Here is a 19,284-nt window from a genome sequence, read left to right as displayed (position 1 = left end):
ACCTCTCATTTTACGACTATAGCCCTATTACCCATAACACTGGCTAAAAAACCACTAACGTTAGTTTTATAAGATTTATTAAGTAACGTCACCTCAGAGTCACATCGATGTTTCAACATAATTCTATCTCCATTTTTAAGGGAGTTTATTTGCTCAAGATTCATAGGTAAGCTCTCTAAGCTAGAATGTAACGTTACTCGTTGTTCACCTAACATTTTATCTATGATGTCACCAGAAACAGCTCCTTGCTCCTCAATAGTTTTTCTTGGCATGTATTCTGTTGATATCGACATATACAAAGTCAAATCTTGATATAACCGAATCTCTATTATTGCTGCACACTGATGATGGGGCTCAAGGACACCACACGATTGATACAACTCTTTCTGCATTTGGTCAGCAAGCAAAGATAGCCTTTTCGTTGCAGAAACTGCTAAGCTTTTCCCTGTGATAGCATAATGAGCCAGGTTCAACCACTGACAGTCAAGGTCTTCAACCTCTAAATGCTGTGTTGCACAACTGAAAAGTGTATTATTCCAATGCCATTTGACTTCACATAAAGGCTCTAAAAACCATTCATTCGACCAATGAAAAATCTCTTCAGTACAACTTGCCTCAGTCTTCTCTCGCTCAAATTTAGACCAGCAATTTGGTAGCCTCAAAGCAATCATTAGCGCCCTCGAGTGTTTTCATACAATTGTTCAATCATTTGATTTGCTACATTCAATATACGAGAACTTGCTTGGTATCCTCTTTGAATAACAAGCATGTCAGCAAACTCTTGTGAAAGATCAACATTTGACATCTCTATACTCGATGTAGCAAATTGCTTAAAGCGCCCTTCACCAGCTTTTCCCACGACTCGACTTTGTGTATCATTGGCTTTAAATAATGTTCCTGAGTCCACTTCCAGAGTTCTAATGTCATCAAAATCAACCATAGCTATAGTCAGTGGAGTAGATTTGTCACCATTGCTATAATTTAATGTTATTTTTCCTTCTGAATCAAAACTACGCTTAAGTAACTGACCTATTCCCTTACCATCTACTGCATGCAATGATACGTTAGAGTCAGACCCTGTCGCACTTGTTTGAGTCACTGCGGAAAAGTCACCAATAGTGCCCACTGTTATATTTACAGGAGTCGTGCTACCAGTGCTATCAGCAAGATTAAAAATGAATTTACCACTTCCAACTTCAGGTGTGCCATCAGGTCCAAATTTTACTGAATCGGTATGAAGCACATTTCCAGTATCATCAAGTATCTCGATTTTCCACTGGTTAGGAAAGGTTGCTTTTTCGTTAGTAAACTTAATACTCAAGTCCACTTCTTCACCTAAGGCGTTAATCATTTTAGCGCTACTGATCTGATGCACATCATCTAAAGGAGACAAGTTTCCAGTAAGTGTCAGTTTGGATGTTGCTGTTGGTTTTATAGCTAGATAACTACTAAGATTAATTTCACTTAATTGCCCATCACTATCAATACCAGCGACTTTAAAACCAGTATTCTTATCAACTAATACATTATCTTCATTAAATTCAAATTGGCCTGTTCGCGTATAAAAGACCTGGTCATTATCCAACAACGCAAAAAATCCAGTACCTGTAATTGCTAGGTCAAAGTCATTGCCAGTCTGCCTTATGTCACCCACAGAAAAGCGATACCCTAAACCTGATATTTGTGACCCTAAACCCGGTTTCCCACTGTCTCCACCTAAAGCTTGATAAAAACTATCCGTTCCACGATACCCAGCTGTGTTCATATTTGCGATATTATTACTCACATTATCTAAATTCTGTGAATAACTATTGAGACCTGAAAGGCCAGTATAGAAAGCCTGTAACATATTAATTTCCTTTTATTTAACTACAGTAATTTGGCCTAACTTAATATCAGTTAAAAGAGAATTGTCAGCCCCTTTGACAGTTAGCATGGGACCTTCTTGAGTAAAATTAACTCCAGTAACATCACCAATAAATGCTTGACCACTTTGAGTACTAACTTCAACACTTCTTCCTATTAAACCTAGTGCCTGATCAGAGGACCCTATGGCTAGAAGAGATAAGGAATTATCATTACTCTGTCGGTTAATCTCAAGTGAAGAAAACTGTGCTAACTGAGCTAAAAACTCGCTGTTATTAACAGGTTCCAGTGGATCTTGATAATTCAATTGAGCAACAAACAATTGTAAAAAGTCATCTAATTTGATGTTACTTTGTGTGCTATTAGCAGTAGATGAGTTCCCACCGATAGATTGAATATCCATTTATTTCCTCTCCCTATGCAAATTACCATTTATAATCAACCTATCTATATTTAAACTTTCAAACACTTCTGTATATTCAATATTAACATCAGCGCTAAAGTAATCTCTGACCCTTGCAGTACGAACCCCTAAGTGCTCAGCAACTGTGAACCTTCGAACAGAAGTCAGCTCTAATGCTTTCCAGAAAGATGAATTGATACCTGATACTTCAATAGCTTTATGATTTTTAGATTGATTATTAGTAACGCCATTGACACCAAGGCTTTGTAGATTAGTTGTCAAAACACCATTAAATTTACCACTGTGAAATTCAGACCATACATTTTTATAATGACTCACTGTATCTGAAGTACTATGACCACTAATGTCATTTCCAAATTTATATATCACTTCGTTTGCGGTGTTTACCGCATTAAATGTCTGAATCTGATAACTACCAACAGCAAGCCAGACAGGAGTTTGTTTTACCCCATCGTTTGTACCGCCTAAACCTGGTTTAACATCTCCCTGTTGACCCCCATATAAAGCGTAAGGCAACATTGAGGAGGCTATATCTGTTGAATCTTGCCACTGTTCTAACAACTCTGTCGTCAAAGGGCCATTATCAGGTAAAACATCCACAACTGCTTTTCTATCAATACTGCTTTTATCCAATATGTCTTGGCTCGATGGTTTAGTATTTAATCGAGTGATAAAAAATTGATTATTATCCTTAGACTCACCAGTAGGTTTTTCGGGAAACTTTAAGGTCTGATTAACAGGTTCAAACTCAATCATACAATCTCCTAGCTAAACTTTCACACAACCAAGATTGAACTTGCTTGTCTTTTACTTTTAAATCATTACGACAAACAACCTTATCTTCACGGTCGATTAATTTATCAATCTCATCTATAACATGCTCTAAAAGGTGCAGCGACTTTTCTTTATCTACTTTACTAAGGTTCAGTCCAATTAATTCTTCTTGTAAAACATTAATATTTTTTTCAACGCCTTCTAGCCAAGCTAAATTAACTGCTGCAATTTGTAAACTAGCGTGATCTTTAATTTCATGATCGGCACCCAGTAACTTCTGCTGAATACACAAAGTCATCAGTTTTTGCTCTTTTATCTCAATAAATGACTTCAAATTTTGCAGTTCAAAATTAATTCGTCGATTATCTCGATATTTTTTCAATTTCCAAAGCCGATTCACCGTCATGTGAACTTTACTTCTAAAATATCCATCAATTGTCGGTCCAATTCTTTCACCGGTGTTTGACTTAACTCTTCTTGTTGTAACCATTTAATCAATAAATCATGTCTATCTTTTAAATGTTTGAACTTACCAATTAAACTACCTTCAGCTTCAGCAATCTCTATCATCATCTTCTTTTGTTTGTATTCAGACAGAAGCACTCTCCCATCACGTGCTAACTGCTTCTTTGTCAAATCAAATAAGTTAGTCGTTAGTCTGCTTACGCTTCGTAGCACATCAATTGCAGGAAAATGACCTTGTTCAGCTAACTCTCTATCCAACACGATATGACCGTCTAAAACAGCTCTTAAGGTATCTACTATTGGATCATCAAAATCATCAGTTTCGACCAAAATACTAAATAAAGCAGTAATCGAAGCTCGTTCACGAAATGCACCACATCGCTCAACGATACGTTGTAATAAAGAAAAAACAGAAGGTGTGTATCCTTTCGCGGTTGGTGGCTCTCCAATAGCCAAACCGATTTCTCTTTGAGCCATAGCAACTCGAGTAAGCGAATCAACAACGAAAACGACCTCTTTACCTTCATGTGACAAAGACTCGGCTAAAGCTAAACCATATTTAACAGCAAGTACTCTTGTAACAGGCATTTCTTCTGCAGTTGCGGCTATAAGAACAGCACGATCACGCATCGCATCAAACATATGCAGGTTAACAAACTCTTCAACCTCACGGCCTCTCTCCCCAACCAGTACAATCACAGCCACTGAATTTTGCCGAACACAACTCTCGCTCAACATTGCAAGTAAAGTGCTCTTCCCTACTCCGCTACCAGCTAATATCCCTATTCTCTGGCCTTTACCAATAGGAATAAAACTATCCAAAGCTTTCACTCTCGTATGCAAGGTATCTACAATAGCAGTTCGACTTAATGGATTAATATGTGACGCTAAAGCTGCTGTTTTCATGGGGGCTTTACTTAATTTCTGACCATCTAGAGGATCACCAAAAGCATCAACAACATGACCTAACATACTCGATCCCATGGGTAAACTAATAGAAGTACCTCTACCAACTAACTTATCACCAAAGCTTATTCCACTCACAGACTGAAAGGGCATTAACTTTATTTGGGTCTCTGAGATTGAGACAACTTCAGCATAAATATCTGGGAGTGATTCATTTGCACGTTTTATAGTACAAAGCTCACCAACAAATGCTTGTGGTAAAGAAGCCACGAGCATAAGTCCTTCGCTAGATAGTATGTATCCGCTATGATACCTTGTCGTTACATCCTGTAATTGAGTAAGGTTAATCACTATAATTTCCTTGGCCATTTAACCAAATTTGCAGCTGTAACAATATGGCTAATGAATCATGGCCACTCTGCCCACGAATAGACTCAATTTCAAAGCTAAAATTAGCGACTTCCACAACCTTAATACTTTCAACTTTTTTATTAATTTTCTCTATTAAGTCATATTCTAATAGCATATCGTAGTCTTGCTGATTAATACTTAATGTAGGCATTAAATGCCCTTGAGCCGTTCCAAGTATGCTATCAACCCATGAATTGTAACAAGGTTTTGAAATAACTTTTTGACCTAATATTTTCTCAGAAATAGTTAGCGCCAATGCTAGTACGTGTTCTGATTCTATTTGAGTACTCTCAATTTCTGGAGCCATAAAATGCTCAACTAACTGTTCAACTTTATATCTACGTTTACCTTCTTCAAGTTCAATACTCTTCTTTAATGGCGCTACAGCTAAATCCACTCTAACTTGTAATTCACTTTCCAATTTATCCTGCATTTGTTCTGCTAAGCAAGTTTCTAACTTGGCCCGATGAAACGAAAGAGACTCTTCAATATAAGGTTGCAGTAAGAGTGAGCTCACCTCCGGTGGCAATTGCTTCAAATTCGCTTCTATCTCTAAAACCATGGATTCAGTGGTACGCTTGGCCACTTTATTTTCACATTCTGATTTTGATATAGGCTCTATTGCCCAAGGGAAGCTCTGCACTTTAGTCATTACGCCTGCCCTCTATTTTCACTAAGTAAACTTAGAAAAGCTTTCTTGGCTTTTTCTTTAGTTTTTAAGTTTCCATTATCACGGGCATGAGCTCGTAACCAATTGACCTCATCAGTGGATTCACATTCAAACGCACAGATCGGCAACTTCAACTTGGTAAAATCATCAAAAGTAAGCTCTAACCGCTCAATTTTTTTTAATGCAAGTTTGATTTCGTTTGCACGATCTGGAGTCATCTTCTTCATCAGTCTGAACCGCTTAGTGCGATCTACGGACAATAAGATCACGGCAGCTTTCCATACAACCTCACGCATTCTGATTAACCTTATCGTCAAATAAATAATCAATCTGGCTTAATAAACGTTGATCCGTCTTTTCTCTTTTATTGATAAAATAAAAGATGCCTGTAGCCATACACAATAGAGTCACTAATCCAATCAGGCTAAAAATCCACAAACGATGATCTACAACCTGTTTAATGACTACAGGCTCTGCAATAACTGGGAGCACTACCGCTTGTTCTTTTTTAGGCAAAAAGAAAAAACTAACTAAAACTCTATCATTACGCTCTGTATCGAAACCGATCGTATTTTCGACTAGTTGTGAAATTTCTGCCTGAAACTCAGGTTCAACTTTAGCATTAATAGAAACTGCAGCTGTTAACCTAAGGATCTCTCCTGGTGCTTGTTCAATTTCCTGCGTCAATGCGCCATGTGCATAGTTAACTTCACTACGTAGCGACTTTAACTCTGGTTTCTTTTCTGCATTCAGCTGAGTCTCTTCGAATCTAATTTCAGAACTAATCAAACCTGGGCCTTTCTCTCCTTTTATCGCCTTAGTCTCATGTATTTTAACGGTATTAGTATTTAACTTAACCGCTACTGAAGCGGATATACTCGAAGTTGGGAAAAAAGGACTTAATACTTGGTATATTTTTTGTTCAAGATATGACTCAGTATCTCTACGAAGAACTAAAGTAAGTGCATCAGTGCTTGCTTGAGAATCAAAAGTTCCCCATTGACCGGCTCCATCAATCACTACGACTTGTTCTATCTTTAAGTCTTCAACAGCAGACACTACTAGTCGTTTTATAGCTGAAATATCAGCAGTTCTAGGCTGGTAATTATCTACTGAAAACAAAGTAACTGAAGCTTTAACTAACTTTTCTTCATTCATAAACAATTTTTTACGAGGCAAACTTAAGTGCACCCTCGCTTTTTTTACATAGCTAAAACCTGTTAGTGTACGTTCAATCTCTCCCTGAAGAGCACGAATATAATTTGCATGCTGTGCTCGTTCTGTCGCACCTAAATCACTATTTTCATATAGCTCGAAACCTGTAATTTTATTACTTTGTATACTATCTTCCATAGCTGCAACTCTAGCCTGATTACTATCAGAAGCCGCAACAAAAATTGAAGTCCCTTCAACCTGATAAGCTATTCCTTCGGCTTCCAATTTAGCAACATACTCCATTAATGTCGTTTGAGATAAACCAGAAAAGAGCACTTGCTTAGAATCCTGAAGTACCCAAAATAATGCTATTAACGTAATAAATACCAAGCTCACACTAATAATCAAAAATCTTATTTTATTTGTTATCTTATCCATACTGCTCATCTCTTATTTAGGCTCTAAACCTGCATCCTGAATAATTCCTGATACGCAGCAGTCAACTTATTTTTGACTTCTACAGCTAATTTCAATGACAACTGTGCTTGCTCCATAGCAATCATGATTTCATCTACTTCGACCTGTTCACCGCGAGCATACTTTTCCACCAGTTCACTCGCTAAATTCAAATCTTTACTTACCTTATTGACTCCTTCACCAATAAGATCTACAAAAGAAGACTCTGGTACTTGAGATGATGTGACTTGCATCTTTTCAGAGAGGCTACCTATGATTTCAATCGCTTCAACTTCCACTGTTATTTCCCTATTTCTAATGCTTTGGCAGACATTTCTTTATAACTGTTATAAACTTTTATATTGGCTTCATAAGCTCTCTTTGCACTACTTAATGTCACCATTTCATGTGCTAAGTCGATATCGGGCTTATAAATAAATCCTTGTTTATCTGCAAGCGGATGAGCGGGTTGGTAAATGGCTTTGTTTTTATAGTAACTGGTCAACTTTACGTTCTCAGGTAATAGCTCACTACTTGACAGCGTTGCCATAAAAAGAGGCTCCACTTGAGATGTATTTGCAGAGACCGCATTTGCTCGAGCAATATTTAAAGAGGCAGCTTCAATTCTGACTCTTTCGAATGCCATACCAGTTTGTACTATTGATTTTACGTCTAGTTCAGCCATTATCTTTCCTGCCCAGACACAGCGATAGACATTAATCCAAGACGACGATTGAGCATCTCTGTCAAAACCTTATATTTCCCACTAGAATCTAAAGCCTCCGCAGTAAGTTGATCTAAAGAGATATAATCTCGACTAACATATTGGCTATTTTGAATAATCAAACTATCAGTACTCTTTTGCGGTTGTTGTAGGGAGTCGCTCAACACTCGTCCAAAATCAACCCTAGATAAGTGCTCAACTTCTAGATTATTGTATTGAGCAATCTGAATAGCTGTATGCTTGTGCTGAGATTTAGCCACTTGCATCGCTTCCATTAAAATTTGATTAACTTGCATACTTAATTCCTTACTGGATCACTATTTCAGCATGTAAAGCGCCACTTCTCTTAAGTCCCTCTAGAATAGAGATCATATCTCTAGTCGATATATTGAGTTTCTGTAACGAAGAAACAACCTCTGCAATAGTTGTCGTATTTTTATTAATATAAATGGCTTGTTGCTGCTCATTAACTTGAATTTCAGTATCTCTAACTGTTACTGTTTTAATATTTGATTGGTCACCAAAAAAAACACTGTCTGGTTGTGAAACTCTGGGGGTTGAACTTATTTTCAAGTTAAGATTTCCGTGGCTAATGACAACACTTGAAACTGGTATATCAGAACCTGAAACAATAATACCTGACCTTTCGTTCACTACGATCCTGGCAAACTGTGCAACTTTTATTTTAACTTGCTCTATTTTTGCTAAATGGCTTAACGATAAACCATCACCGCCAATATCTAATTTCCCGGCATGGACTGGCTGGATATTAAGTCTCGGGAATTCATGCCTTAATGCCATTGTCACATTATCTAACATTGTAAAATCGGGGGTATTGAGTATTAATGAAACAGAGCCATTTTGAGAAAAAATACTTGCCACGACTGAACGTTCAGTCGTGGCTCCACGAGTTATGTTACCTACGGTCGCATGGTTTTTAGCCATTACATTTTGATCTTCCTCAAAACGATAACCCCCAACCGTTATTTGCCCTTGGGCAAGCGCATAAATCACATCATTTGGAGCTTTCAAGGGGCTTAATAATAATGTACCACCAGACAAACTCCGTGCATCTCCCAAAGAACTTACCTGTACATCTAACTTGTCCCCTATCTCCGCAAAAGCAGGTATTGAAGCGGTTACAATCACAGCAGCAACATTGCGACTTTGTACTTCTTTATCTTCAATATTCACATCAAAGGAGCGCAGCACACTTTTAAGTGACTGAGACGTAGATGAGAATCGAGCGGAATCCCCACTCCCAGCCAAGCCAGTCACAAGACCATAACCAACCAAAGCTGTGTCTCTCACACCATATATACGAGCAACATCCTTAACCGTCACTTGGCTTGCACTACCAAACGTAGGAATAGAAAATAAAAGCAATAATATAATCAACTTACGACAATTCATCACAACACCCCAAGCCAACGGAAAAAACGACTGAAGAGATTAGAATCATGTCCTGTACTTACAGTACCTTGACCCGTAAAACTAATACTGGCGTCCAACAGTCTTGATGAAAGTGCTGTATTGTTAGCGGCAATATCATTCTTTCTTAGTTTTCCACTTACTGAAATAACCTGCTCTTCACCATTTATTTGTAATCTTTGAGTTCCTTGAACTAAAAATAATCCGTTAGGGTCAACATGTTGAATGACAACGGTGATATATGCCTTTATAAAACCGTTTCTCTGAGTTGCAGCATCTCCTTTATTAGAAGACATAGCCCCTAAGCCATATTGCCAAGCTAACTCGTCTCGGTTAGCACCAGCTGACATTTCAAATTCTCCTTGCTCCTTTAAATTAGCACTTGAACCCGCCTTAGCATCTTCAAAAACAAGCAGGGTTACTACATCACCAACCCCTACGGCTCTTTTATCCGCAGTAAGAGCTCTAAGTTTATCGACCTCTACAAGATCTGTTGCAGAGCAAGTAAAGCAAGATAATAGTAACAACATTCTAAGCACCAATTTTCACTACTCCTTTATGCACAACTTCCCCCTTAATTGGCGACTTAGCTCCATCAACTAAAATTAGGACCTGATCCCCCACATAACCTCGACCTAATGCTCTAGCTGTGACATCAATGGTTAAGCCCCCCTTAACAAGAAAGACAGTCACTTGATCTCCCACTTCCACTATTGCCGATTGTACTAACATATTACCGGAGATTATTTGACCGGCCTCGATTGGCTTACGAGTCTTCCAATCAAGTGCTAGATCTATAGTTAAATCATTTAAGCTGACACTATTCATTAATACTTTCCAACTACTTACCAAAGTATTCTTACGTAATAATGTATTAGCCATTATTCCTACTTCACTTATCCAAACACGATACTCAGCTGATAAATAAATAGTTAAAACATTTGACGGTTTATCTGTATTTATTAATGAAATTTTTCTTCCAATATACTGTGAGTTTAATAATGAAAATTGGTCCACGCTCAACCAATCACTACACAACCTTTTATCCGTTAAGGTGACTTTGCTTATTCTTAATGAATTCGACCAAGCTTGTTTAGTCAACCAAGAGGTGATCTTATTCCTCAATATTTTTCCATCAACTTGCTCGCATTTATCAACCCAAACAGTGCTATTTCCTGAGGCCGAATAGCGCTTTAGTTCCTCGGATGTAAGGTATTCACCTAAACGGATCCATTTTTTTACAGGCTCAGGGAGTAAAGTTCTATCTTGCTCTTTGGCTTCAGGAAATAAATCAGATAGCATCAGCGGAGAATACCCGCGCACCACTCTCTCCACCGCTTGTGACTGAGTGTTGAAAGAAAGAAGAAGAAGAATGACTAAAAGTCGCATCTAACGTCTTAAATTATTCAAAGTTTCTAGTATCTGGTCTGATACTTGGACTAACCTAGCATTTAACTGATAACTACGTTGCGCCATCATCATATTCATCATCTCTTGATTCATCGACACATTAGAAGACTCCAACATACCTTGTTGAACTATTCCCATTCCGGCCTCACCAACATTTCCATAATAGGCAGAATTTAAAGCACTTTTATCTGCTTCAAATAAATTATTACCGATGGCTTTAACTGCTGACATATCAGTAAAATTAATTAACTGAATTTGACCTATTTCAATCGTGTTATTTCCGGACAATTTTGCACTTAACACCCCATCATTAGAAATAATTATATTTTCGGCATCAGGTGGTATTTGTAACATCGCAGCTAACCTGAGCCCATTCCCAGTACTTAAATACCCTTGTGAATCAGTAGCTAAACGACCACCTCTTGAATAAACAAGCTTTCCACCTACTTGTTCAACTTCAATAAAACCCGCACCATTAATTGCAATATCAAGAGCTCTACCAGTTTGTTCCATTTTTCCAGCAGTCATATCAAGAGCAGATTGACGCCCCATGACACCCAAACCTTGCGAACTCTGTATATCCCCAGCGTTATTCCGCTCTTCCTGGACAACAGTTAAGAAATTAATTTGGCTAGCCTTATAACCAGGCGTAGTGACATTTGCGATATTATGAGCTATCGCATCGAGTTGTTTCTGTTTTGCATCCAGCCCTGATTCTGCAATGTATAAAGCGTCTATCATTTACCTTCTCCCTAATTCAGAAATTCCATAACCAATCGCTGCATCATAGGTTTGATAAGCTTTTTGTAAGGATTCAACTGCGCGTTGAATTCGCATCATTTCAAGCACATCTGCAGTCGCATTATGTTCGGTATAATTTATTGCTTGTGCCAAAACCTTACTGCCATCATTAGTCTCCCAATCACTCCAATTCGCAAGATAAAGGCCCATCTCCATCGGCTGTAGATCAACATATGCTTTTGAAGTTGACACAGTCCAAAGGCTTTGTGCTATTTGATTTGATTCAATATTAATCCCGAGAGATCCATCAGGCGTCATAGCTTTAGCTCCAGAGATATGTACTAGCTCTCCGATATCGTTTAACTTGAAACGACCGTCCTGAGTTAGTCTTAGTTCCCCTTGCTGCTCAACAACAAACAAACCTTTTCCCAAAATGGCAAAATCATATAAATTGCCAGTCTGTCTAATAGACCCTACCAATTGTTCACTACTGACTTGAGACTTTGTTTCTATTTGGCCAGTTAAAACCTGACTAAAGCTAGTTTGCCTCAAATATCCAGGAGTACCGGCATTGGCTACATTATTGCCGGTAGCCTTAAGACTTTGTAACTGTGAATTTATTCCATCAATAACTACAGCTTCTATCATACTAAGCCGCCTGCTGATTATTGGCTTGGATAATACCAAGACTATTAAGTTTTATATGGTGGGGTATTTCACTTACAGAGATAATATGTAACAAAGGGACTGTTCGACTTAATAACTGCCATAATGGGCGTCTAATAACAGGGTTAACCAATAATACTGGTTCGGCTCCAATAGATATTGCTTTCTCCACAAAGAATACGGTCTGCTGTACTAAATTCTCTAAGTCAGCTGGAGCTATCTGAAGCCCTTTTTCAACCAAATTATTTGTGCCATTCAATAAAGAACGTTCCAACAATGGTGCAATTGAAATAATATTCAGTGTTCTATTATCATCTAATAACAGGCTCGTTATTTGATTTCTTAATCTATGCCTTACCCACTCAGTTAATGCTAAAACATCTTTTTCATGACGAGCTTTGTCGGCTAGAACCTCAAAGATATGAGCAACATTATGTAAACACACTTTTTCTTGAACTAATTTAGTGAAAATCTGCTGGATATCAGCAATAGCTAACTGAGTAGGGATAACTTCAGAAACGAGTGCTTCATTCAACTCCCGTTGTTCAGTTACAAGTTGATCAACAAAACTGCGAGTCACAAACTCCTCAGCATGAGACTTTACAAACTCGGAAACATGCGTCATCAGCACAGTGATTGGCTCTACTACAGTCATTCCCCCTTGCTTAACGTCCTTAGCTTTGTCCGGTGAAATCCATAATGCACTTAGACCGTATGCCGGCTCCTTTGCTTCAATTCCCATATTTTTATCGAGCTTATTCTGCGAATCTATCACCATCATTCTATCTGGGTGCAAGGAACCTGAAGCAAGCTCTATATTGGAAATCCGAATAGAGTACTCATGACTCTTCAATTTATTATCTTCGGTCATTCTTAATTCAGGTAAAAATAAACCATACTTACTTTCAAACTCAGACTTAAATCGTACAAACTGCCGCAGTAATTCATCTTGAATTGGCTGTAACTGCTCCCATATCTTAGACTCAAATGAAACTTCAAGCATACTATCTTGATTTCTATTATTAATTTCGTCCTTAGCATCAGTTTCATTTAAACTACTGGATTTCAGTTTGTTTTTTTGATGTGCAAAATATCCAAGAACAGAAAAAGTTAACGCCACAAATACTAATGTCAGAGCTGGTAGGCCTGGGAGCAAAGCAGCAGAGCCAATCACTACGGCAACAATAAACAACGTAAGTGGATGAGTCATGATCTGGCTAAATAATTGTTCGGAGAGATTACCTTGAGTTGCGGCTCTAGTAATAATAATGCCCGTTCCCACAGCTATAATTAATGAGGGAATTTGAGTTACAATGCCATCTCCAACTGTTTGCAAAGTATATATATGTAACGCTTGTTGCCATGACAGTCCAGCTTGCGCTACTCCAATAGCAAGCCCTCCTATAATATTAATTAAAATAATTATAATGCTGGCAATGGCATCTCCTTTTACAAACTTTGTAGCACCATCCATTGCACCATAAAAGTTAGCTTCTTTTTCAATATAAGCTCTACGCTCCTGAGCCTGCTTCTCGTCAATAATTCCCATATTTAAATCAGCATCGATACTCATTTGCTTACCAGGCATAGAATCAAGAGTAAAACGAGCTGTCACTTCGGCGACTCGCTGAGCACCATTAGTAACGACAATAAACTGCACCACAACCAAAATAAAAAATATTACCAAACCAATTACATAGTTCCCTGCAACAACATATGAACCGACAGAAGATATAACTTTACCTGCATTACCATCAGTAAGAATAAGTCGCGTAGATGATATATTTAACCCTAACCTAAAGAGGGTCACTAGCAGTAAAACAGAAGGCAGAGTTGAGAAATCTAATGGGCGTTCAGAGTAAAAGGTCAAAAGTAATATTAACAAAGCAAAGCTAATATTAAGAATAATCAAAACATCAAGCACTACTGCAGGAATGGGTACAAACAGAAGCATCAAAATTGCAATGACGCCTATGGCAAAAAACACATCACCTCTAAAGCCGTAATCCCTCAGTTTAATCTTCATTTAGTTTCATCCATTCCAAGGATTTTTCGATATATAGGTGCAAACTCATCAAAATACTCTGCAGGTAAAGGCTGGCCAATTCCGACTTGTTTATACAAGCGCCGAGCAAGAGAAATATTAGTTATCTGCATTAAAGAATGCTTAACAGCAATACGGCGAATAAACTTACCTAAAATGCCACGACCTGAGGCAACAACAATTGGTGCTATCATCGTTTTTGGATCGAATTTTATCGCAACTGCAATATGAGTTGGATTATTAATAACGATATCAGCATCTTTAACTTTGCCTAGAGCAATTAATTTTTTTGCCAGTTCCTTCTGAACTTCTTTACGCTTGGATTTAATTTGAGGATCACCCTCTTTCTTTTTGTATTCATCCTTGACCTCTCTTGAGCTCATCATCATTTGTTTCTTGAAATCCCATCGAGTAAACAACACATCAAGTAGAACAAGCGGCAAGGTAACCGCTAAGATATAGAAACCAAGCCTTAGTGCCTCCTGTGATAAAGTCAGACCAAGCATTGACGATACAAGTGTCTGGCTAGCAAAGAGTAATTTTTCTATCACACCAAAAGATAATAAATAACAACAGGCTGCCACTGAACTTAACTTAACCGTTTGTTTTACTAACTCAAATAAGTTTTTCTTCGAAAATATTTTTTTCAAACCTTTTATGGGATTCATCTTTTCAAATTTAGGTGTAAGAGGCTCAAAACTAAAAATAAATCCGTTAAACAAAACATTTATGATTACAGTGGAAAGAATAAGAATTAAAAAAAATGGCACAAGTAACACAGCTAGAGAATAAAATATCTCTTTAGCGATTAACAAGTAATCATTACTAATATCCATATAACTAAGTATTTGTAAGTAATGACTAATATTAGACATTAACTCTGTACCTAATTGTTCCGCAAATAGGAAAAAGTAAGCCAAAGAAATCAAAACTAAAAGCCAACCATTCAGCTCTATACTCTTAGGGATCTGCCCGCGTTTCTGTGCTTCCTTAAGTTTATATTGAGAAGCTTCCTCTGATTTATGTTCATCTGACATACTTACTGTCCTACCAGAAATTTAACAGGTGACCTAACTAGCATTTCAAAATGCGACGATAAATTTGTCAACGTTATAGCTAATACAATAAAACCTATCAATATTTTCAAAGGCATTATGACAAAATAGATACTCATTTGTGGCATGCTTTTAGATACAATCCCCGAGCAAACATCGACAATAAATAATGAAGTAATAACAGGAAAGAAGAGCATAAGGCCCAAAACAAAAGATGTTGAAAAATATTCCATAAAAACCTTATAACTTACATTATATACCTGACCTAACGGTAACACCTTTGTACTTTCTATAAGTATTTCAATGACATCTAGATGTAGCCCTAGTGCCCAAAACAATGTAAGAGCAGAAAAAGAAAACAATGCCCCTAAAAGTGAATCTTGCGTTTTACTTGTCGGATTAAATATACCTGCAGCACCTAGGCCTATTTGCATATCAACAGTTCGACCTAAAAACAATAATACGACTGCTGGTACCGTTAATATCAAGGTGAATACTAACCCAGTCACAAACTCCATCCCAAGTAACAAAATATAAGGATGAGTATCTAAAATTGGGTTTCTTACTCCTTGACTCCCTTGTAGAAGAAAAACAGCAATAACCAACACATTAACAACGATAAACCTGACAGTTTTAGGTATTCTCGACATAGGGCCAACCAATGGCAACCAAAAAATAACGCCTACTCGGAAGTAAAACAAAAAGAATACTTTAAAATAATATTCCATTACTTTTTAAAACTCAGAAATTTGGCTAATCGTTGATATAGCGTAGATTTTTATAGTTTCTAACAACCAACCTGATAATACGCCTACAACCAGTAATACAACAATCAGCTTAGGTACAAATGTCAGTGTCATTTCTTGGATTTGTGTAACAACTTGAAAAATACTTATTAAAAGGCCTACCACCAAAGCGGTGGCGAGTATTGGCATAGCTAGCTTAGATAAAACCCAAAAAAATTCAGATAGATAAGCTAACATAGAGGAGTTTTCCATTAACGGATCTCCCTTTTTGAATTGCTTCCATTGAGACACAACATAACATCCATTTACATTTACCACGCTTTAAAACAACTGCAACTTAACAGAAATGGAACACTCTGAAACCTATTAATATCAAAAATAAGTAAATTACTCCAGCATTAAATTAAAAAAAACAACAAACACAATAAAAATAATCAGTTATGAAGGTACACCTCCATTTATTATAGTGATTATGATAAGCTTTAATGCTTAACCTAGTTCAGGCAATCCTTTCCCTAACATTAACTACTTATAGATTATCACCAGCTCTAATAATGCATAATTATCAATAGAGTAGTCTCCCTTAGCCCCCCCCCTCTCGCTCCTAAATATTATTCCCTTCATTAAACATTTGTTTTTTTTTGCAAAAATAACATTATAAATATATAAATTAAATAAGATTACATATATTAACCACTGCCCTATCAAAGTGTAAAAAATGCCAATATAGTAAATCTTGACAAGACATTTAAAAACAACAATAGATAAATTTAAAATAAAACCAAGGGGAATATATGAGTTCAGGGAAAAGTTTACTATTAACTTCATTATTTTTATCTCAATTCGCAACTGCTACTACAATATTGGATGAGTACCATTTAGATAAAGAATCAAACTCGGCCATTAATTTATTTCACAATTCATTGCCAGAAAGTAACGAGCTAACGACAAGGTCCAACCATAGCAATATTTGGAATATCTCGATAACAAGAAGCGAAACGGTATGCACTGAATGGGTGCCAGAAGGAGGTAGTCCCAGGATAAACTCTAGGGGAGGGTGGTGTGCAAGTTGGGAGGAGATAGAATATACGACTAAATATGGCACAGCAAACATCTATCGCAGTGGAGATAATATACTTGATAAACCTGTAGTCGTAGTGCAGCCCTATAAATTCTCACTATCAGATACTAACTACAGTGCATCCGATTATTATTCTGACGTAAATAATGGTGGTCTATTAAGTAGCCTTCGAACAGCTGGGTACGATGTCATACTATACAGATACGATAAGCAAGACTCTGGTGTAACATACAACGCCAAAGGCCTTAGGCGTCTCCTTGAAATGCTTAAGGATGTAAATACCGTAACATCTACATCGGTTGTAGGGCTGTCTATGGGAGGCGTTGTATCACGTTATGCACTTGCCAAGTTAGAAAATACTAACGAATTAAATGACTACAAAATATCGACTTTCATTTCTTTCGACGCCCCTTATCGAGGTATTAACTTCCCTAAAACTATTCTGGATACGACTCATTCTCTGTTAGATAAAGTTGACACTACATTATGTGGTTTAAGCGCTGATTGTAGACAAGCAAGACGTGAGCTGAAATCAATCATTTCCAAAATGAATACGTTAACTTTTAAAGAATTGGTATTCACAATCGGTTCGAGTAGGCATGACTACCTTAAATCACAATTAAATTCTGTTGGACATGTGGATTCAATTCCAACACTTGCACTTGCCAATGGTTCAAGAAACTTAACTCAAGGATATCCGACTCAAAAGCAAACGACATACTTCAAGCTCTACAGAGCTTGGTATAACGGGGGAAGCAAGTATTTCCGAATCAATACAAAGCCAAGTTTAGATAATGTAAATGGTGGTTATGCTGATTTTTATCAAACCTTCTCCAATATGATTATGGACCAACCACATCCTATCACCCCTTACGTATTCACCGGACAACGACACGCATTTGTCCCAAGCAGTTCTGCAATAGACGGCAATGAGAATAATTTTAGCGAAGTCCTTTTTGCTGACTCCAATGAGGCACATATGACACTGTCATATCCCAAGAGGTACAAAATTAGACAGTGGCTGGATACCTATCAGCACTAAATAACGGCTCAATATTTTACTATATCATGCTGGGGAAGTTTGTAGTCTTCCCAGACATGTTGTCTTTAAATTAGAAAAGTTTACAGTACCTTCAAAAACAATATCTTTATTAAAAACCAGCCATGCAAACTTGCCCAACCTGAATGTAGTGTTTAATGAAAACTGTGATGCTCATGTGTGCAGAACCTTCTGGCGTTTTGGCCATCTTGGCGCGAATGGGGTTTGGGTCGGCTTAAGCCATACACACTAATAGGACTATCTCATCAAGCAAGGCCTGTGACTTGCCCCCACCAATTCATCTGGAATGAATTAGAATAGCTTTAGCTGACTCGAAGGGTGAGCGCCATGGATTGTAGCGAATAAAGCGACCAGTACATTTATCTTCTTTGTTTGCCATGCGCGCGATTGGCTCATTGAGGCAACGCAACTCTTTTGAAGGCGTTAGCAAGAGATATAGCTCAGTCGACTTCGATATATTACGATTGAGTTTTTCAGTTCAGTGACGCCATGGTCTGCGGCCACTTCACCCTCTAGCAAACTTCTGAGTGATGTCAGTGCCATTAAACAATCGATGCCAGCGAATCACGACACCTATATCAGTCCAGCTATTTGCTTGATAGATATCGGCTAGAAGTACGACATGTAGGTGATTAGACATTACAGCTTAGCCGCTTGGTCTATTGTAAAAAACTACCTAGATTAAATAACTGTGACTCTACCCGACCTTGTCTGTGGGCATAGTTTTTGCCAGTATATCTGTCATCTCCAAAGAGAAATGCACGTCTAGAAACCCTACTGCAACAATGGTGCGCGGGCGCGTCTTCGATACTAACTTTCCCTATTCTGGATTAAGAGTACTCGGGGTTGGCATAACAACTCACCGATTACAAAACTCAGATAATAAGGTAAGCTTAGTCGCCCCCTAGCGATACAGAAAAGCACCGCCTTAATCAAAAAATCTATAATTATGATTAGAACACAGTATTAAATATTTATATTCCATATTAAAAATCCACGTTGAATTAGAAAAACAGATAAAATAACAAAATCATCAATGTAAAAGTCTACCAACCAATATTACAATATAATATCTATAAAATAAATATATATATAATATCATATAAGCTTTCTATAAAACTCACAGTCAACCTTACTTAAACTCTAACAACAAGATATTTCGTTGCAACCTGTGCTCTCTTCGTAAAACCCTCTAAAAT

22 protein-coding genes and 1 pseudogene are annotated in these 19,284 nt (G+C 37.5%); 1 reads left to right on the top strand and 22 read right to left on the bottom strand.

From position 1 onward, the window contains the following. Positions 1 to 5 precede the first annotated feature (5 nt). The 21 genes from FN961_RS01205 to FN961_RS01105 all read right to left on the bottom strand — a co-directional run bounded on the left by FN961_RS01205 (position 6) and on the right by FN961_RS01105 (position 16,196). Positions 6 to 671 (bottom strand): hypothetical protein, encoded by a 666-nt coding sequence (locus FN961_RS01205; RefSeq protein WP_143562721.1) that lies wholly within the window; start codon positions 669 to 671, stop codon positions 6 to 8. Beyond that, positions 671 to 1,849 carry a flagellar basal-body rod protein FlgF gene (gene flgF / locus FN961_RS01200; RefSeq protein WP_143562720.1) on the bottom strand — a complete coding sequence of 393 codons (1,179 nt, stop codon included), beginning with the start codon at positions 1,847 to 1,849 and terminating at the stop codon, positions 671 to 673. The genes FN961_RS01205 and flgF overlap by 1 nt, the downstream gene beginning before the upstream one ends. 12 nt (positions 1,850 to 1,861) lie before the next feature. Beyond that, a complete protein-coding gene (locus tag FN961_RS01195) occupies positions 1,862 to 2,269 on the bottom strand; it encodes a flagellar hook assembly protein FlgD (protein WP_143562719.1) in 408 nt (135 codons plus the stop codon). Beyond that, a complete protein-coding gene (locus FN961_RS01190) occupies positions 2,270 to 3,046 on the bottom strand; it encodes a hypothetical protein (protein ID WP_143562718.1) in 777 nt (258 codons plus the stop codon). It abuts the gene before it with no gap. Beyond that, the gene (locus FN961_RS01185; protein ID WP_143562717.1) at positions 3,039 to 3,470 is read right to left on the bottom strand and encodes a hypothetical protein; all 432 of its coding nucleotides are present in this window, start codon (positions 3,468 to 3,470) and stop codon (positions 3,039 to 3,041) included. The genes FN961_RS01190 and FN961_RS01185 overlap by 8 nt, the downstream gene beginning before the upstream one ends. Continuing rightward, a complete protein-coding gene (locus FN961_RS01180) occupies positions 3,467 to 4,804 on the bottom strand; it encodes a FliI/YscN family ATPase (RefSeq protein ID WP_143562716.1) in 1,338 nt (445 codons plus the stop codon). The genes FN961_RS01185 and FN961_RS01180 overlap by 4 nt, the downstream gene beginning before the upstream one ends. Further along, on the bottom strand, positions 4,779 to 5,498 hold the full coding sequence (locus tag FN961_RS01175; RefSeq protein ID WP_143562715.1) for a hypothetical protein: 720 nt from the start codon (positions 5,496 to 5,498) through the stop codon (positions 4,779 to 4,781). The genes FN961_RS01180 and FN961_RS01175 overlap by 26 nt, the downstream gene beginning before the upstream one ends. Then, entirely contained in the window at positions 5,498 to 5,743 is a 246-nt protein-coding gene (locus FN961_RS01170; protein WP_143562714.1) for a hypothetical protein, read from the bottom strand. The genes FN961_RS01175 and FN961_RS01170 overlap by 1 nt, the downstream gene beginning before the upstream one ends. Before the next feature lie 61 nt (positions 5,744 to 5,804). Then, entirely contained in the window at positions 5,805 to 7,109 is a 1,305-nt protein-coding gene (locus FN961_RS01165; protein ID WP_185972680.1) for a flagellar M-ring protein FliF C-terminal domain-containing protein, read from the bottom strand. A 23-nt stretch (positions 7,110 to 7,132) separates the two neighbouring features. Then, positions 7,133 to 7,426, bottom strand: a complete 294-nt coding sequence (fliE, locus tag FN961_RS01160) for a flagellar hook-basal body complex protein FliE (RefSeq protein ID WP_143562712.1) — start codon at positions 7,424 to 7,426, stop codon at positions 7,133 to 7,135. Positions 7,427 to 7,428: 2 nt separating this feature from the next. Beyond that, positions 7,429 to 7,812 carry a flagellar basal body rod protein FlgC gene (locus FN961_RS01155; RefSeq protein ID WP_143562711.1) on the bottom strand — a complete coding sequence of 128 codons (384 nt, stop codon included), beginning with the start codon at positions 7,810 to 7,812 and terminating at the stop codon, positions 7,429 to 7,431. Beyond that, a complete protein-coding gene (locus FN961_RS01150) occupies positions 7,812 to 8,147 on the bottom strand; it encodes a hypothetical protein (RefSeq protein WP_143562710.1) in 336 nt (111 codons plus the stop codon). The genes FN961_RS01155 and FN961_RS01150 overlap by 1 nt, the downstream gene beginning before the upstream one ends. A 10-nt stretch (positions 8,148 to 8,157) precedes the next feature. Then, entirely contained in the window at positions 8,158 to 9,264 is a 1,107-nt protein-coding gene (locus FN961_RS01145; RefSeq protein WP_143562709.1) for a flagellar basal body P-ring protein FlgI, read from the bottom strand. Further along, positions 9,264 to 9,812: a flagellar basal body L-ring protein FlgH gene (locus FN961_RS01140; protein WP_143562708.1), complete on the bottom strand. Its 549-nt coding sequence runs from the start codon at positions 9,810 to 9,812 to the stop codon at positions 9,264 to 9,266. Before FN961_RS01140 ends, FN961_RS01145 begins: the two co-directional genes overlap by 1 nt. A gap of 1 nt (position 9,813) precedes the next feature. Beyond that, complete coding sequence (gene flgA, locus FN961_RS01135) at positions 9,814 to 10,671, bottom strand: flagellar basal body P-ring formation chaperone FlgA (protein WP_143562707.1); 858 nt, start codon at positions 10,669 to 10,671, stop codon at positions 9,814 to 9,816. Then, positions 10,672 to 11,433 (bottom strand): flagellar hook-basal body protein, encoded by a 762-nt coding sequence (locus tag FN961_RS01130; protein WP_143562706.1) that lies wholly within the window; start codon positions 11,431 to 11,433, stop codon positions 10,672 to 10,674. Further along, entirely contained in the window at positions 11,434 to 12,081 is a 648-nt protein-coding gene (locus tag FN961_RS01125; RefSeq protein ID WP_143562705.1) for a flagellar hook-basal body complex protein, read from the bottom strand. It lies immediately after the preceding gene. Position 12,082: 1 nt separating this feature from the next. Beyond that, positions 12,083 to 14,125 (bottom strand): flagellar biosynthesis protein FlhA, encoded by a 2,043-nt coding sequence (locus FN961_RS01120; protein WP_143562704.1) that lies wholly within the window; start codon positions 14,123 to 14,125, stop codon positions 12,083 to 12,085. Then, positions 14,122 to 15,180 carry an EscU/YscU/HrcU family type III secretion system export apparatus switch protein gene (locus tag FN961_RS01115; RefSeq protein WP_143562703.1) on the bottom strand — a complete coding sequence of 353 codons (1,059 nt, stop codon included), beginning with the start codon at positions 15,178 to 15,180 and terminating at the stop codon, positions 14,122 to 14,124. The genes FN961_RS01120 and FN961_RS01115 overlap by 4 nt, the downstream gene beginning before the upstream one ends. A gap of 2 nt (positions 15,181 to 15,182) precedes the next feature. After that, a complete protein-coding gene (locus FN961_RS01110) occupies positions 15,183 to 15,926 on the bottom strand; it encodes a flagellar biosynthetic protein FliR (RefSeq protein ID WP_143562702.1) in 744 nt (247 codons plus the stop codon). A 6-nt stretch (positions 15,927 to 15,932) separates the two neighbouring features. Next, entirely contained in the window at positions 15,933 to 16,196 is a 264-nt protein-coding gene (locus FN961_RS01105; RefSeq protein ID WP_229814589.1) for a flagellar biosynthetic protein FliQ, read from the bottom strand. Between the two features lie 542 nt (positions 16,197 to 16,738). Between FN961_RS01105 and FN961_RS01100 the strand changes: the two genes are divergently transcribed. Next, positions 16,739 to 18,067: an esterase/lipase family protein gene (locus FN961_RS01100; protein ID WP_143562701.1), complete on the top strand. Its 1,329-nt coding sequence runs from the start codon at positions 16,739 to 16,741 to the stop codon at positions 18,065 to 18,067. A gap of 151 nt (positions 18,068 to 18,218) precedes the next feature. Here FN961_RS01100 and FN961_RS26005 read toward each other — a convergent pair. Continuing rightward, positions 18,219 to 18,909: pseudogene (locus FN961_RS26005) on the bottom strand (hypothetical protein); the annotation flags it as partial. Positions 18,910 to 19,284: the final 375 nt, after the last annotated feature.

The organism is Shewanella hanedai, from assembly GCF_007197645.1.
GTDB classification, from domain to species: Bacteria; Pseudomonadota; Gammaproteobacteria; order Enterobacterales; family Shewanellaceae; genus Shewanella; species Shewanella hanedai.
Note: the sequence above shows the minus strand (reverse complement) of the source record. Positions and strands in the feature narration are given on the sequence as shown.